Annotated in this window: 12 protein-coding genes and 1 pseudogene; 2 read left to right on the top strand and 11 right to left on the bottom strand. The window is 69.2% G+C overall.

The window, feature by feature from the left end; all coding sequences use genetic code 11:
- Positions 1-48: 48 nt before the first annotated feature.
- The 5 genes and pseudogenes from AB4120_RS03665 to AB4120_RS03645 form a co-directional block, all read right to left on the bottom strand.
- A pseudogene (locus AB4120_RS03665) lies at positions 49-267 on the bottom strand (biotin/lipoyl-containing protein); the annotation flags it as partial.
- A 103-nt stretch (positions 268-370) separates the two neighbouring features.
- The gene (locus AB4120_RS03660) at positions 371-1,282 is read right to left on the bottom strand and encodes a LysR family transcriptional regulator (protein WP_149139111.1); all 912 of its coding nucleotides are present in this window, start codon (positions 1,280-1,282) and stop codon (positions 371-373) included.
- Between the two features lie 18 nt (positions 1,283-1,300).
- On the bottom strand, positions 1,301-2,167 hold the full coding sequence (locus AB4120_RS03655; RefSeq protein WP_149139112.1) for an alpha/beta fold hydrolase: 867 nt from the start codon (positions 2,165-2,167) through the stop codon (positions 1,301-1,303).
- Between the two features lie 138 nt (positions 2,168-2,305).
- A complete protein-coding gene (locus AB4120_RS03650; protein ID WP_149139113.1) occupies positions 2,306-2,962 on the bottom strand; it encodes a CGNR zinc finger domain-containing protein in 657 nt (218 codons plus the stop codon).
- A 51-nt stretch (positions 2,963-3,013) separates the two neighbouring features.
- Positions 3,014-3,991, bottom strand: coding sequence for a LysR substrate-binding domain-containing protein (locus AB4120_RS03645; protein ID WP_149139114.1), 978 nt, complete (start codon positions 3,989-3,991; stop codon positions 3,014-3,016).
- Positions 3,992-4,092: 101 nt separating this feature from the next.
- Between AB4120_RS03645 and AB4120_RS03640 the strand changes: the two genes are divergently transcribed.
- A complete protein-coding gene (locus tag AB4120_RS03640; RefSeq protein ID WP_149139115.1) occupies positions 4,093-5,448 on the top strand; it encodes a D-serine ammonia-lyase in 1,356 nt (451 codons plus the stop codon).
- Here the strand turns inward: AB4120_RS03640 and AB4120_RS03635 are convergent.
- The 3 genes from AB4120_RS03635 to AB4120_RS03625 form a co-directional block, all read right to left on the bottom strand.
- A complete protein-coding gene (locus tag AB4120_RS03635; RefSeq protein WP_149139116.1) occupies positions 5,420-6,400 on the bottom strand; it encodes a Bug family tripartite tricarboxylate transporter substrate binding protein in 981 nt (326 codons plus the stop codon). The genes AB4120_RS03640 and AB4120_RS03635 overlap by 29 nt on opposite strands.
- Before the next feature lie 139 nt (positions 6,401-6,539).
- Positions 6,540-8,861, bottom strand: a complete 2,322-nt coding sequence (locus AB4120_RS03630; protein WP_149139117.1) for a caspase family protein — start codon at positions 8,859-8,861, stop codon at positions 6,540-6,542.
- A gap of 17 nt (positions 8,862-8,878) precedes the next feature.
- A complete protein-coding gene (locus AB4120_RS03625) occupies positions 8,879-9,553 on the bottom strand; it encodes a matrixin family metalloprotease (RefSeq protein WP_149139118.1) in 675 nt (224 codons plus the stop codon).
- A gap of 281 nt (positions 9,554-9,834) precedes the next feature.
- On the opposite strand from AB4120_RS03625, the gene AB4120_RS03620 reads away from it, so the two are divergent.
- The gene (locus tag AB4120_RS03620; RefSeq protein WP_149139119.1) at positions 9,835-10,299 is read left to right on the top strand and encodes a RidA family protein; all 465 of its coding nucleotides are present in this window, start codon (positions 9,835-9,837) and stop codon (positions 10,297-10,299) included.
- Between the two features lie 24 nt (positions 10,300-10,323).
- Here AB4120_RS03620 and AB4120_RS03615 read toward each other — a convergent pair whose 3' ends face one another.
- From AB4120_RS03615 to AB4120_RS03605, 3 genes are read right to left on the bottom strand one after another with little or no spacing between them, the layout of a single operon-like run.
- On the bottom strand, positions 10,324-11,619 hold the full coding sequence (locus tag AB4120_RS03615; RefSeq protein ID WP_441641854.1) for a CaiB/BaiF CoA transferase family protein: 1,296 nt from the start codon (positions 11,617-11,619) through the stop codon (positions 10,324-10,326).
- 5 nt (positions 11,620-11,624) lie between these two features.
- Positions 11,625-12,782, bottom strand: a complete 1,158-nt coding sequence (locus AB4120_RS03610) for an acyl-CoA dehydrogenase family protein (RefSeq protein ID WP_441641853.1) — start codon at positions 12,780-12,782, stop codon at positions 11,625-11,627.
- A 27-nt stretch (positions 12,783-12,809) separates the two neighbouring features.
- On the bottom strand, positions 12,810-13,796 hold the full coding sequence (locus tag AB4120_RS03605; RefSeq protein WP_149139120.1) for a Bug family tripartite tricarboxylate transporter substrate binding protein: 987 nt from the start codon (positions 13,794-13,796) through the stop codon (positions 12,810-12,812).
- Between the last annotated feature and the right edge of the window lie 14 nt (positions 13,797-13,810).

Here is a 13,810-nt window from a genome sequence, read left to right as displayed (position 1 = left end):
CGCCGGCGCCGCCACGCCCGGCTTGCCTTCGGTATCGATGGTCGCAATCACCTCGTCGGCGTGCACGGTGGCGCCGTCCGGCTGGACGATGCTGGCCAGCACGCCGCTGGCGGGCGCGGGCACCTCCAGCGTGACCTTGTCCGTCTCCAGTTCCACGAGGATCTCGTCGCGGGTCACGGCCTCGCCGGCCTGCTTTTTCCACTGGATCAGCGTGGCTTCGGAAACGGATTCGGAGAGCTGCGGCACCTTCACTTCGATCGCGGCCATGGTCTTCCTTTTCTAGGGGGAGTGACAAAGACCTTCAGTCTAGGAGAGGCGCGAGACAGACATGGCGCGGACACGGCTGCCGATGATAGGGGTTTACCCTCGATCAGGCCGAGAACTTGTCCACCAGGAAGTCGACGAGGGCCCGCACCCGGCGCGAGACATGCCGCGCGTGCGGGTAGAGCAGCAGGAAGGGCCGCGTGCAGCCGCCGTAGGCCCGCAGCACCTCCACCAGCGTGCCGTCGCGCAGGTCCTGCTCCACCACGAAGCGGTAGGTCTGGAACAGGCCGGCGCCGGCGCGGGCCAGCGTGGCACCGCCCAGCGCGTCTTCGGCCGTGCCATAGGCGCCGGTCGTCACCATTTCCAGGGTCTCGCCCTCGTGCCGGAAGATCCACGGCAGGCGCCGGCCGCTGCTCGGCACATCGAACTGGATGCATTCGTGCGCCGGCAGGTCGTCCGGCGTGGCGGGGGTGCCGTGCTTGCGCAGGTAGGCGGGCGTGGCCACCACCACCATCTCGGCGTCTTCCAGCTTGCGGGCGATCAGCGTGGAGTCGTCGGGCGCCCGGCCGCGCACGGACAGGTCGTAGGTATCGTCGGCAAAGTCCACGTTGCGGTTGCTGATATGGACGTCGAGTTCCACCTCGGGAAACCGCTCCCGGAAGGCCGGCAGCACGGGCAGCACGCGGTAGTGGGCGTAGGGCGTGGGCAGGCTGATGCGCAGCCGCCCGGCCGGCGTGCCGTGCTGGCCGCTGATCTGGCGCTCGGCGTCCACCAGCTGCGCCAGCGCCGGCCGGCTCTGCTCGAAGTAGATCCGGCCTTCGTCCGTCAGCCGGATCTGCCGGGTGGTCCGCACGAACAACCGCACCCCCAGGCGCTCCTCCAGCCGCGACACACTGCGGCTCACCGCCGCCGGCGTGACCCCCGCCGCCACCGCGGCCGCGGTAAAACTGCCGAGTTCCGCGGCGAGGCAGAACAGTTCGATGCTGCCGAGCTGGAGGTCGTCGAATTGGCGCTTCATGGGGCGAGGGGCAGGTGGTTAGCGGGCGATGACGTCGAGAATCCGTTGGCCGATGTACTGGCCGTGAGTCTCCAGTGCGAAGTGGCCGGTGTCCAGCAATTCCACCACCGCACCGGGGTTGTCGCGGCGGAACGCCTCGGCACCGGGCGGGATGAAAAACGGATCGTTCCGGCCCCAGATTACCAGTGTAGGCACCTGCGCCTGGCGGAAGAACGCCTGGAAATCCGGGTAGCGCTTGAGGTTGTTGGCGTAGTCGAGGAACAGGTCGAGCTGGATGTCCTTGTTGCCGGGGCGTTCCAGCAGCGCCGCGTCCAGCGTGTAGGACTCGGGCTCCACGCTGTCCGGGTCGGCCACGCCGTGCAGGTACTGCCACTTCGTGCCTTCCAGGTGGAGCATGGCGTCGTGCAGCACCTGCCGGTTGGCCGCGCTGGGCTCGGCCCAGTACTGGCGCGTCGGCGCCCACGCATCGCCCAGGCCATCGAGATAGGCGTTGCCGTTCTGTGAGACGAGTCCCGTCACGCGCTCCGGATGGGCCACGGCCAGCCGCAAGCCGGTGGGCGCGCCGTAGTCGAACACGTACATCGCATAGCGTTCCAGCCCGAGCGCATCGACAAAGGCGCCAAGCGTGGTGGCAAGGTTGTCGAAGGTGTAGGTGTACTGGCGCGCGGCCGGCACCTCGGTGAAGCCGAAGCCGGGCAGGTCTGGGGCGATCACCCGGAAGTGGCCCGCGAGTTGCGGAATCAGGTGGCGGAACTGGTGCGATGACGTTGGAAAGCCGTGCAGCAGCAGCATGACGGGCGCCTGCGGGTCGCCGGCTTCACGATAGAACACGCGCACGCCATCGGCGTCGGCAAAGCGGGTGGAAACCTTGGGGCTGGCAGTCATGGCAATTCTCCGGAGGCGAAAGCGGGAACGAGGGCCGTCATCGGCTTGGTTCCGAAGTGTATGCGAATTTGGTAACCTGTAAAAATTAATTTTAGCGGTTACATTGGGGTGTCCGATGGCGTGCCAGATGGCTCGGCCTCATGCGGTCCCCTCGTCGGCAGCCGCCTCGCGCTTGCGAAAGGCCGCTACCTTGTGGCGATTGCCGCAGAGCGCCATGCTGCACCAGCGGCGTCGGTGTGACTTGGTCCGGTCGTAGAACCAGAGCGTGCATTCGTCGCTCTCGCATTGGCGCACCCGCCTGAAATCGCCATGGGCGAGCAGGTCGGCGGCGGCTTCCGCCAGCGGCACCAGGCATTGCGCGGCGTTGCCGGCCGCGTGGATGCGGGCAATCCGGACACCGCCGTCGGGCAGCGGATGCACGGCCAGATGGCTGCCGCCGGCCGCCAGCGCGTCGTTCAGCGGTGCCAGGTCCGGCTTGCCGCCGGCCTTTCCGTCAGCCTTGTGGGCCACGATCAGCCGGATGGTCTCGCGCAGCGCGCGGGCTGCCGAGGCCAGCCCCTTGGGCGGCGCGGCGCGATCATCCCCGGGCCAGAGCCCCACCAGCTTCAGCCAGGCGAGGACATCGGCATCGGTCTGCCAGTGGTCCAGCGGCGTCGTATTGGCCTGTTCGATGGTATTGAGCAGGTCCAGCGCGACGTGATCGGCCAGCAGGCGGGGGCCGGATTCCGGGGTGGCGGGATGGGCGGGATGGGCGGGATGGACAGGTTTGGGGGGAGCGGTGTTAGAGGCGGGCATGACGTTCTCCAGTGCCGATCCAATGTAACCGATTAAATGCCGGCTTCCAAGTTACGGTGATGCGAGGGCAGGGCCGTCCAGCGCCAGCAGGCGCCGCCTTGCCGTGTCGAAGGCGGCTCCTTCGGCCAGCAGCCAGGCTTCGACCTCCGTCACCTGCGCCGAAGGGGTGGGCGTGGGGGCGCGCACGAGGTGGTAGGCGGCCTCGCTGCGCACGTGCAGGCCCCACAGGTCCACCAGCCGGCCCGCGGCCAGTTCGTCGAGGACCAGCGCCGTGCGGCCCATTGCCACGCCCTGGCCGGCCAGCGCGGCGCCGATGGCCAGTTGGGACAGGTTGAAGTGCTGGCCCCCGGCCATGTCTGGCAGCGCCACGCCCGCATGCCGCAGCCAGACCTGCCATTCGTGGCTCTCGCCGGCGCCTTCCCACGGGCTGGCATCGTGCAGCAGCATGGTGGCGCGCAGGCCGTCTGGCGAGCGCAGTGCCGGGTGGGCGGCCAGATAGGCCGGGCTGGCTACCGGCAACAGCCATTCGTCGAGGAAGGGGGTGGCGCGCAGGTCGGGGTAGTGGCCGGGGTCGAAGCGCACGGCGGCGTCGATGCCTTCGCGCAGCATCCGCGAACGGTCCAGCGCGTGGAATTCGCCATGCACGCGCAGGCCGATGTCCGGATGCTGGCGGAAGAAGTCGCCCAGGCGCGGCGTGAGCCAGACCATGGCGAAGGAGGGCGAGCAGGACAGCGCCACCGGCGGGCGATGACCGGGCTTGCGCAGTTGCGCCAGCGTGCTTTCCAGCGCCTGGAACGATTCGCGCGCCACGCCGCGCAGCCGCTCGCCCTCGGGCGTCAGCACCAGCGCACGCGGCGTGCGCACGAACAGCGGCCGCTCCAGCCACTGTTCCAGCTTGTTCACCTGCTGGCTGACCGCACCCTGCGTCACGCACAGCTCCCGGGCGGCCAGCGTGAAGCTGCCATGGCGCGCCGCCGCCTCGAAGCAGCGCAGCCAACTCAGGACGGAGGCGTTGAGGGTGTTTGTCATCAGTAATACTAATGTGGCGATCAGTACAAATGGTTTGTCGGGCGGGGCGGGGGCGTCAACAATGAGCGGTCTTTCCCCCCATTCCATCGGTCCCATTAGCCATGACGCTCCACCTGTCCTCGATCTCGGCGGCCTTGCTGGCCGACCTGCAAGCCGCCCGCCCGCTGATGTGGACGAATCCGCACCGCAGCGTGCAGGCCGACGTCCAGACCGTGGTGGATGGGCGGCGCATTAGTCTAGCTGATATGCAGGCGGCGCAGGCGCGCTTCGCCCGCTTCGCCCCGCTGCTGGCGCGGCTGTTCCCGGAGCTGGAGGCCAGCGCTGGGCGGATCGAATCGGACCTGCTGGGCGCACCGGGCATGCAGCAGGCGCTCGGGCTGCCCACGCGGCACGGCTCGTTGTGGATCAAGGCCGACCACAGCCTGCCCGTGGCCGGGTCGATCAAGGCGCGCGGCGGTATCCATGAGGTACTCGAATTCGCCGAGACGCTGGCGCTGCGCCACGGGCTGGTCGACGTGGACGGCGACTACCGCGTGCTGGCCGACGCCCCGGCGCGCGCGCTGTTCGGCCGCTATCAGGTGGCGGTGGGCTCCACCGGCAACCTGGGCCTGAGCATTGGCGTGATGGCCTCGGCGCTGGGTTTCCGGGCGGCTGTGCATATGTCCGCCGACGCCAAGGCATGGAAAAAGGCGCGGCTGCGCGCGCGCGGCGTGGAGGTGGTGGAGCACACGGGCGACTATGCGGCGGCGGTGGCCGCTGGCCGGCGCGAGGCGGAGGGCGACCCCTACAGCTATTTCGTCGATGACGAGCGCTCGCTCTCGCTGCTGCTGGGCTACAGCGCCGCCGCGCTGCATCTGCACGATCAGTTCGAAGCGGCCGGCCTGCGCGTGGATGCCGACCATCCGCTGTTCGTCTACCTGCCGTGCGGCGTGGGCGGCGCGCCGGCTGGCATCGCCTTCGGGCTCTGGCAGCTGTACGGCCCGCACGTGCATGCGTGCTTTGTCGAGCCGACCCAGTCGCCGTGTTTTCTGGTGGAGATGCTGGCGCCCGGCGCCTCGGTCTATGACGTGGGCCTGACCAATCGCACCGAGGCCGATGGGCTGGCCGTGCCGCGCGCCTCCGAACTGGCCGCAGCGGCCATGGGTCCGCTGCTGGCCGGGGTGTGCACGGTGCCGGACGAGCGGCTGTTCCAGGACCTGCACCGGGTGCGCGAGGCGGAAGGGCTGCGCATCGAGCCGTCCGCCGCCGCCGGCTTCAGCGGGCCGCGCATGCTGACGGACAGCGCCGCCGGCCGCGCCTACCTTGCCCGGCACGGGCTGGACGCGGTGCTGCCGCAGGCCACCCATCTGGTGTGGACCACCGGCGGCCTGTTCGTGCCGCCGGACGAGTACGCCCGCTTTGCCGAGCGCGGGGCTGCCTTGACCTCGCTCACTCGGGCTGAATCCCCGCGAGCTTGATCATGCGCTGCCAGTAGGCCTGGTCCTCGACGATGCCTTTGGCCAGCTGCGCGCCCGGCGCCGGGTAGGGATTGGTGCCGCGCTGCGCGTGATGGGCGGCGGCTTCCGGCGAGTTGACGAATTCGAGCGTCCAGGCCTGGAGCTTGTCCAGTACCTCGGGCGGCGTGCCCCGGGGCGCGAACAGGCCGGTCCAGCTGACCAGGGAGATGGCCGGCAAGCCGGCTTCGGCCATGGTCGGCACATCGGCCATGGCCGGCACGCGGCGGTCGCTCATTACGGCCAGCGCGCGCATCTTGCGCGATTCGATCATCGGCACGGCGGCGGAGATCTCCAGCACGGTGAAGTCCAGCGTGCCGCCGAGCAGGTCGGGCAGCAGGTTGGCCATGGCCTTGTAGGGCACGTCCTGGGTGCGGATGCCGGCGGCGTCGTTGAAAGCGGCCAGCATCACCCGGTAGCCGGCGCTGCTGGTGCCGTAGTTGAGCGCGCCCGGTTTGGCCCGCGCGGCGGCGGTCAGATCGGCCACGCTGCGGTAGGGCGAGTTTGCCGACACCACCAGCGCCACGGGCACGGTGGAGAGGCGCGCCACGGGCACGAAGTCGCGCGGGCTATAGGGCATCGACTTGAACAGATAGGGGTTGGCCGCCATGGTGGAGGCCGACGCGAACAGCAGCGTGTAGCCGTCTGGCGCCGACTTGGCCACATAGTCCGCGGCGATCATGGTGTTGGCGCCGGGCTTGTTCTCGACGATGAAGCTGCGCCCGGCCTTCTTGTGGAGATATTTGGCGAGCAGGCGGGTGTAGTCGTCAATGCCGGTGCCGGCGCTGGTTACCGACACGATCCTGACCGGCCGTTCGGGGTACTCGGCATGGGCCGGGGTGGGCGCCGTGGCGGGCAGGGCACCCAGCAGGATGGCGGCGGCCAGCCACCGCGTCAGGAAGGTATTGCGTAGCATTCCGGTCTCCGTGTCAGCGCAGTCGAGCGATGCGCGATCATGGCGCCGGATGCCGGCTTCAGACCTCCCCGAGGCGGGGGGGCGGGGTCTGCCCGGGGTATCGGTTCCCTCCCTTCCTCCCTCTCTCCCTCTTTCCCGTTCAGGCCGTCAGCACCCGCAGGCCCGCAGGCGGTACGCTCGCGCGGAGTGCGCGGGCCGGTACGGTACGCAGGCTCTCGGTGGCGGTCTGGCGCACGCTGTCGTCCGCCGCCCAGACCATCAGCGGCGGCAGGGCGGTCTGCGCCACCACGCGCCGCCACATCGCCTCGGGAATCCAGTCCTCCCGCCGCTGGGCCGCCGCCACCAGCAGCTTCCAGCTGCGCTGGAACATCGGCGGGCCGGTCAGGGGGGCGAAGCGCCGCAGGCTCGCCGTCGCGCATTGCTGGCCGAGCGCGGCCACATCGGGATGGCTATCGCCCACCAGCTTGCGCAGGCGCGTCACCACCACGTCGAGCAGGGAGATGTCACGGCCGGGGTCGCGGTCGCGCTCCACTAGCAGCAGATGGCCGCCAATCAGGCCGCCAATCGGGTTGGTGCAGTCGCGCAGCAGGATGTCCTCCAGTTCCCGGCTCAGGATGCGCCGCTCGTCGGCCAGCGCCAGCCGGGCGGTCTCGATGATCTTCTCCAGCGCGGCGTCCGGCTGCTGGTCTGGCCGCCGCATCATCAGCGACACCCGGGGCCGCGCGCTGGGCGCCTGCTCGCCGGGCTGCGTGCGGCGCAGGATGTAGGCTTCCAGCCCCCAGGATTCGCAGGCGATCAGGCTTTGTTCGATGACCGGGCCGTTGTCCACCTTCTGCCGCAGGTAGTACACGCCAGGCGGCACCGCCTGCACGGCGCAGGCGTGGGAGTCCGCATCGGTGTTGCGCGCGCTGCCGCGCTCCATGCTGATGACGAGGTTGTCGTCGGCATCCACCACCTGCACGTCCCGCCAGGGCGCGATGTTCCGCTGCGGCACCTCGGCGCTGCTCGCGGCGCGCGCCATGACCATCAGCGTGGCCTGCTTGCCGTCGCTCTCGCGCAGCAGGCGCAGTGCGGTGGCCAGCGCCGTCTGCCGGTCGCGCTCCTGGGCGCCGTCCTCGGGCAGGCCCACCGGCGGCAGCACCGACGAGGCGGGTTTGGCGATCTGCGCGGCGGGCAGCGGCGGCCGGCCACTGTCGAGCAGGATCACGTGCTGCGCCAGGCTGCGCCCGATCCGGGTCTTGATCTTGAAGAGGCCGAATGGCAGCGGCGTGGAGAGCTTCGACATGCCGTTATCCACCAGCGAGAAGCGGCTGTCGATCACGAAGATCTCGGCGGCGGGGTCGGCCGGGTCGATGTCGAGCGGGAACATCGTGCCGTCGGGGGCCGGCGTGACGGGCGGGCCGGTGGCCGTGATGGCAATCGACGCATCGTTGGTGACCTCGAACCCCTGCCGGAGGCCGGCCTCCGGCACCTCCACCACGTACAGGCCGGGCGTCAGCGGCAAGGTCATGGCGGGCTGTGCCGGCATCGCCTCCGCGCGGGGCGGTATGCCGGACCACAGCCGCAGCGGCTTGCCGGCGGCTTCGGGCGGCAGGGTGAGCGTGACCGTGTAGCGCGGCGGCGCCACGCCGCGCGCGAAAATCAGCCCGGCATCCTCCTGCACGATCTCCGGCTCCTTGGCCACGTCGCCGTCGCGCAGATGCGCCGGCGTCATGCGGGCGCAGAGGGCGTTGCGCAGCCAGTCCGCCAGGCTGCGCCCGGTGACGCGCCCGTTGGCGTCGGACGCCGCCCCGCGCAGCCCCTGCAGCAGCGCCCAGGTAAAGGCGCCGTGGATCTTGTCGCCATCTTCGTGAATGCCGATCTCGATGGCCTTGAGCGGGCGCTGCGCCGCAAAGGCGACGAAGGTGGCCGCCGGCGGGTCCGTGGCCTGCACCGGGGACAGTTGCGGGTCGCGCGGTTGCAGGAAGGAGACCCGGTTCATGCAGCAGTCCATCCACAGCACGAACTCGCGGAAGTAGCCGGCGTCCTGCAGCCAGTTCAGCCAGCCCGTGGCGTGCACGTTGAAGGTGCCGAGCGTGGCGCTGGCATTGGCCGCGAACAGGCAGCCGCGCTCGCGCCCCGGCGAGAAGCCGTGGCCGGAGACGAAGATGTACAGCCGGCGGCCCACCCGCAGCCCGCGCCGCTGGGCCTGGTTCTGCCGGGCGATGGCGTTGAGCTGGCCGAAGGCGGTCTCGATCTCGTCGGTGGTCGGCAGCGCGGTGTCGCCCGCCTCGGTCAGGCGGGACTTGATCACCTGAATCTGGTCTTCGCTGGCGAAGGCGCCGCCGTTGGGGTCCATCAGCCACGCCTTCACGGCATCGACATCATTGGCGGGCCCCTGGAGATTCGCGTCCGCGCCCGGCTCGCCCAGCTGCGGGTAATGATTGATCCCGATCAGGATGGCGCGGTCGTCGGCATTCATGGTGCGGCAGGCAGGCGCTACTGCGGATAGGCCTGCCGGATGAAGTCCTTGTCGGACTCGGACAAGGCCGAATTCATGCCCGCCGTCACGCCGTTCAGCGTCCACGTGGCCGGGATCGGGTACATCATGATCGAGGTCGGGTCCACCGCCGTGCCGGCCACGTCATCGGGATTGAACGCCGCGAACATATTGTTCTCGATGGTGGTCTTGTCCCAGTTGTTCGGCGGCCCGGACAGGTCGTGGATCACCTGCTCGCGGTTCCACTGGATGGCGTTGAGCGGATTCTGGTGCTCGTGAATCAACCCGATGGCGTGGCCGAACTCGTGCAGGGTCACGCGCAGGATCTCGTCTTCCTCGGTGTCTTCGGTGAACCAGCCGTAGTTCATGGTCGGCTGCGGCTCGGGAATCTGGCGGGCGTCGGTGCCGATGAACGACCACGAGCCCTTGCCTTCGAGGAAGTCGATGCGGATGTCGGTCGGGCCGCTGTCCCGGAGATCGAACTGGAGGTTGGCGAATTGCAGCCAGATATTGGCGGCGTTCATCACGCGGTCCTGGAGCGTGCGGGAGCCGGACAGGAAGCGGATGGTGAGTGCAGTGCCCGGTTGCCAGCGTTTGCCGGTCAACATGGCTATCTTGCCGGGCACGCCGTTGGTCAGCGGGAAGCCGGCGCAGAAACGCTTGTCGTTGCTCATGGTGCATGCTCCATTTGTGATGGCCGGCCTACACGAGCAAGCCGGTAGCGGGCTCCTTGTGGCCGGGAATCTCCTCTGGGATAGATGATAAAAATGCCAAAGGGAACATTTTTGTGTTCGGTAACGAACGGAAGTAAATCGCGATGTGCGCCGTGCTAGGCCAGCCCAGCCGACTTGTTCCGCCGTGTATCAAATCAAGTTCCGTCGGGCCGGTTTATCGGCACATCGCGCGCTCCTATAGTGGCTCTCAGACAAACCGCCTTATCTATATAGGAGCGACCATGACCGTGGAATCGAGACTCGCGGCGCGCGGCCTGAAGCTGCCGCCGCCCCCGCAGCCGCTGGGCAGCTATACCGCCGTCAGCCGGGCCGGTGACCTGTTGTTCATCTCCGGCCAGCTGCCGTTGCAGGACGGCAAGGTGGTCTGGCAGGGCCAGGTCGGCAAGGACCTGACCGTGGCGCAGGGCCGGCAGGCCGCCGAACTGGCGGCGCTGAACGTGCTGGCGCAGATCCATGCGCATCTGGGCGGATTCGAGCAGCTCGACCACATCGTCCGGCTGGAAGGCCATGTGACGAGCGCGCCGGGGTCCTTCGACCAGCCGGCGGTGCTCGATGGCGCTTCCGACCTTTTCGCCGAGGTGCTGGGTGACAAGGCCGGCCACGCCCGCGCCGCGTATTCCCAGACCCAGCAGCCGGGGAATGCGGCGGTGATCCTGGTGGTGATCGCCCAGGTCAAGGGCGCCTGAGGGGGGCGTTCGAGCGAGACCCGCCTACACCACGCCCTTGGCCCGCAGTGCCGCCACGTCCTGCGGGGCGAGTTTCAGGTAGTCGCGCAGCACCTCCTCCGTATGCTGGCCGAGCGCGGGCGGCGCGTAGCGCAGCGTGGTGGGCGTGTCCGAAAGCCGCAGCGGGCTGGCCGTGGTGCGCACGCGGCTGACCGGGTCGCCGGCACGCGGTTCGTCGGCGCGGTAGCGCGCCTGCTCGACTTGCAGGCCACGGTGCTGCACGTGGGGGTCGGCGAATGCCTGCTCGACGTTGTTGATGGGGCCGCACGGCACGGACCTGGCTTCCAGCAGGCGGATCCAGTCGTTGGTGGGCCGGCCGCGCGTGACCGCCACCATCATCGGGATCAGGGTCTTGCGGTGGGTCACGCGGGCGCTGTTGGTGGCAAAGCGCGCGTCCGTCGCCCAATCCACCTCGGCGGCCTCGCAGAAGCGGGAGAACTGGCCGTCGTTGCCGATGGCGAGCAGCATGTTGCCGTCCGCCGTGGGGAAGTCCTGATAGGGCACCACGCTGGGGTGCACGTTGCCCTGCCGCGTGGGCACGTTGGCCGCGTTCAGGAAGCCGGCGCCCTGGTTGGCCAGCACGGCCATGGCCACGTCCAGCAGCGCCACGTCGATGCACTGGCCGCGCCCGGTGTGGTGGCGGGCTTCCAGCGCGCCGAGGATGGCCGTGGTGGCGTACATGCCCGTGAACAGGTCGATCACGGCCACGCCCACCTTCATCGGGCCGCCGCCGGGCTCGCCGTCCGCATGGCCGGTGATGCTCATCAGCCCGCTCATGGCCTGCACCAGCAGGTCGTAGCCGGGGCGCGCCGCGTACGGGCCGGTCTGGCCGAAGCCGGTGATCGAGCAGTAGATCAGGCGCGGGTTCAGCGCGCTCAGGGTCTCGTAGTCGAGCCCGTAGCGCTTGAGGCCGCCGGTCTTGAAGTTCTCGACCACCACGTCGCTCTGCTTGGCCAGCTCGCGGATCATGGCCTGGCCCTCGGGCGTGGACATGTCCACGGTCACCGAGCGCTTGTTGCGGTTGCACGCCGCGAAGTAGCTGGCCTGCGCGGTCGGGCCGTCATCGCCGGCGAGGTAGGGCGGGCCCCAGAGGCGGGTGTCGTCGCCTTCGGCTGGCTTCTCGATCTTGATGACGTCGGCGCCCATGTCCGCCAGGTTCTGGGTGCACCAGGGGCCGGCGAGCACGCGCGAGAGGTCCAGCACGCGCAGGTGGCTGAGGGCGCCGGTCTGCGGGGACGGGCGGGGCAGGTCGGGGTGGGTTTGGGCTTGGGGTGTGGTCATGGGGCTCAGCCGTTGCGCGCGTCGCGGATCATGTTGCGGGCGATGATGACCTGCTGGATCTGCGTGGTGCCTTCGTAGAGGCGGAACAGGCGCACGTCGCGGTAGAAGCGCTCGATGCCGTACTCGGCGATATAGCCCGCGCCGCCCAGGATCTGCACCGCGCGGTCTGCCACGCGGCCCACCATCTCGGTGGCGAACAGCTTGCAGCAGGAGGCTTCGGTGGAGACGTTGCGGCCTTCGTCGCGGCGGCGTGCGGCGTCGATCACCATGCACTCGGCGGCGTAGAGTTCGGCCTGGCTGTCTGCCAGCATGGCCTGGATCAGCTGGAAGTCGCAGATCGGCTGGCCGAACTGCTGGCGCTCGACGGCGTAGTTGAGCGCATCCCGCAGCACGCGCTTTGCCACGCCCACGCTGACGGCCGAGATATGCAGGCGGCCCTTGTCCAGCACCTTCATGGCGGTCTTGAAGCCCTGGCCTTCCTTGAGCCCGATCAGGTTGGCGGCCGGCACGCGCACGTTCTCGAAGATCACGTCGCAGGTGTGGGTGCCTTTCTGGCCCATCTTCACGTCGCGCTTGCCGAAGCTGATGCCCGGCGTCTTCGCATCGACGATAAAGGCCGAGACGCCGGCCGAGCCCTTGATCGACGGATCGGTGCGCGCCATCAGCGTGAACATGCCGGCCTGCGGCGCGTTGGTGATGAAGCGCTTGGTGCCGTTGACCACGTAGTCGTCGCCATCGCGCACGGCGGCGGTGCGCAGCGAGCCGGCGTCCGAGCCGGCATCCGGCTCGGTCAGCGCGAAGGAGGCGAGGATCTCGCCCGTGGCCAGCCGGGGCAGCCACGCGGCCTGCTGCTCGGGGGTGCCATCCATCAGGATGCCCTGCGAGCCAATGCCAACCGTGGTGCCCAGCAGCGAGCGGAAGGCCGGTGCGGTCTGGCACAGCTCCATCACCACGCGGGCCTCTTCCTCCATGGTCAACTCCAGGCCGCCGAAGCGTTCTGGAATGGTCATGCCGAACAGGCCCATCTCGCGCATGTCCTGCACGATGTCCTGGGGGATCTCGTCGGTCTCGGCCACGAGCGCCTCGGCCGGGACCAGCCGCTCGCGCACAAAGCGGCGCACGCTGTCGAGCAGGGCTTCGAGGGTGTCGTTATCGCGGATCATGGTTGGTCGTCCTTTGCTTCGTCTCGGTCAGTCAAGTGTCACGCCCTGCAGCACGCTGGCCCATTGGGTGCGCTCGCGTGCGGCGGTGTTGACGAGATCCTCGGTGGTGCCGTTCCACTGCTCGTAGCCCAGTTCGGCGTAGCGCTTGCGCAGGTCCGGGTCGGCCACGGCGTGCTTCACGGCGGCGGTCAGCTTCTGGGCGACCTCGGGCGTCAGGCTCTTGGGCGCGTAGATGCCGTACCAGCCGCCGGCCTCGTAGTCCTTCAGGCCGGCAATGCCGGATTCGCGGAAGGTGGGCACGTTGGGCAGGGCCGTGCTGCGGTTGGGCGAGCCCACGGCGATGGCGCGGACCTTGCCGCCGTGCACGTAGCCGCTGGCGGTGCTGATGATGTCGAACAACATGTCGATCTGCCCGCCGATGGTGTCCGTCATGGCCGGCGCATTGCCCTTGTACGGGATGTGGTTCAGCTCGACGTTGGCCTGCCGTGCGAACAGCGCGGCGGCCACGTGGTTGGAGCTGCCCACGCCCGACGAGCCATAGCTGAGCTTGCCCGGATGCGCCTTGGCGTAGCTGACCAGTTCCTTGGTGGAGGTGAACGGCTCGCTGTTGTTGACCACCAGCATGTTGTAGTAGCGCGCCACCGGCGCGATCGGCGTGAGGTCCCTGGCCGGGTCGAACGGCATGCGCTTCATGATGTTGGGCGCCACCGTGATGGCGGCGCTGGCCGCGAACCACAGCGTGGTGCCGTCGGGCTTCGCGCGCACGACCTCGTTGCCCGCCAGCGTGGCGTTGGCGCCGGGCTTGTTGTCCACCACCACCGTGGCGTTGAGGGCCTTGCCGAGCGCGGCGGCGAACAGCCGCGCGCCCTGGTCAGCCGGGCCGCCGGCCGCGTAGCCCACCACCAGGCGGACCGGCGGGTTGGACTGGGCCGCGGCGGGGCCCGCGCCCAGCAGGGCGGCGCCAAGGATCAGGCCCGAAAGCAATGTCCGTCGAAGTCGAAATGATGTGTGCATGGTTGTCTCCTTCA

Origin of the sequence: Cupriavidus sp. 2KB_3 (assembly GCF_052115685.1) — a bacterium.
In the GTDB taxonomy this organism is placed as follows: Bacteria; Pseudomonadota; Gammaproteobacteria; order Burkholderiales; family Burkholderiaceae; genus Cupriavidus; species Cupriavidus campinensis.
Note: the sequence above shows the minus strand (reverse complement) of the source record. Positions and strands in the feature narration are given on the sequence as shown.

Excerpts from the sequence above, each read along its gene's own strand:
- AB4120_RS03630 (WP_149139117.1), bottom strand. The coding sequence starts at position 8,861 with ATGAATGCCGACGACCGCGCCATCCTGATCGGGATCAATCATTACCCG.
- AB4120_RS03640 (WP_149139115.1), top strand. The coding sequence starts at position 4,093 with ATGACGCTCCACCTGTCCTCGATCTCGGCGGCCTTGCTGGCCGACCTG.
- AB4120_RS03655 (WP_149139112.1), bottom strand. The coding sequence starts at position 2,167 with ATGACTGCCAGCCCCAAGGTTTCCACCCGCTTTGCCGACGCCGATGGC.
- AB4120_RS03660 (WP_149139111.1), bottom strand. The coding sequence starts at position 1,282 with ATGAAGCGCCAATTCGACGACCTCCAGCTCGGCAGCATCGAACTGTTC.
- AB4120_RS03605 (WP_149139120.1), bottom strand. The coding sequence starts at position 13,796 with ATGCACACATCATTTCGACTTCGACGGACATTGCTTTCGGGCCTGATC.
- AB4120_RS03620 (WP_149139119.1), top strand. The coding sequence starts at position 9,835 with ATGACCGTGGAATCGAGACTCGCGGCGCGCGGCCTGAAGCTGCCGCCG.
- AB4120_RS03645 (WP_149139114.1), bottom strand. The coding sequence starts at position 3,991 with ATGACAAACACCCTCAACGCCTCCGTCCTGAGTTGGCTGCGCTGCTTC.
- AB4120_RS03625 (WP_149139118.1), bottom strand. The coding sequence starts at position 9,553 with ATGAGCAACGACAAGCGTTTCTGCGCCGGCTTCCCGCTGACCAACGGC.
- AB4120_RS03650 (WP_149139113.1), bottom strand. The coding sequence starts at position 2,962 with ATGCCCGCCTCTAACACCGCTCCCCCCAAACCTGTCCATCCCGCCCAT.
- AB4120_RS03635 (WP_149139116.1), bottom strand. The coding sequence starts at position 6,400 with ATGCTACGCAATACCTTCCTGACGCGGTGGCTGGCCGCCGCCATCCTG.
- AB4120_RS03615 (WP_441641854.1), bottom strand. The coding sequence starts at position 11,619 with ATGACCACACCCCAAGCCCAAACCCACCCCGACCTGCCCCGCCCGTCC.
- AB4120_RS03610 (WP_441641853.1), bottom strand. The coding sequence starts at position 12,782 with ATGATCCGCGATAACGACACCCTCGAAGCCCTGCTCGACAGCGTGCGC.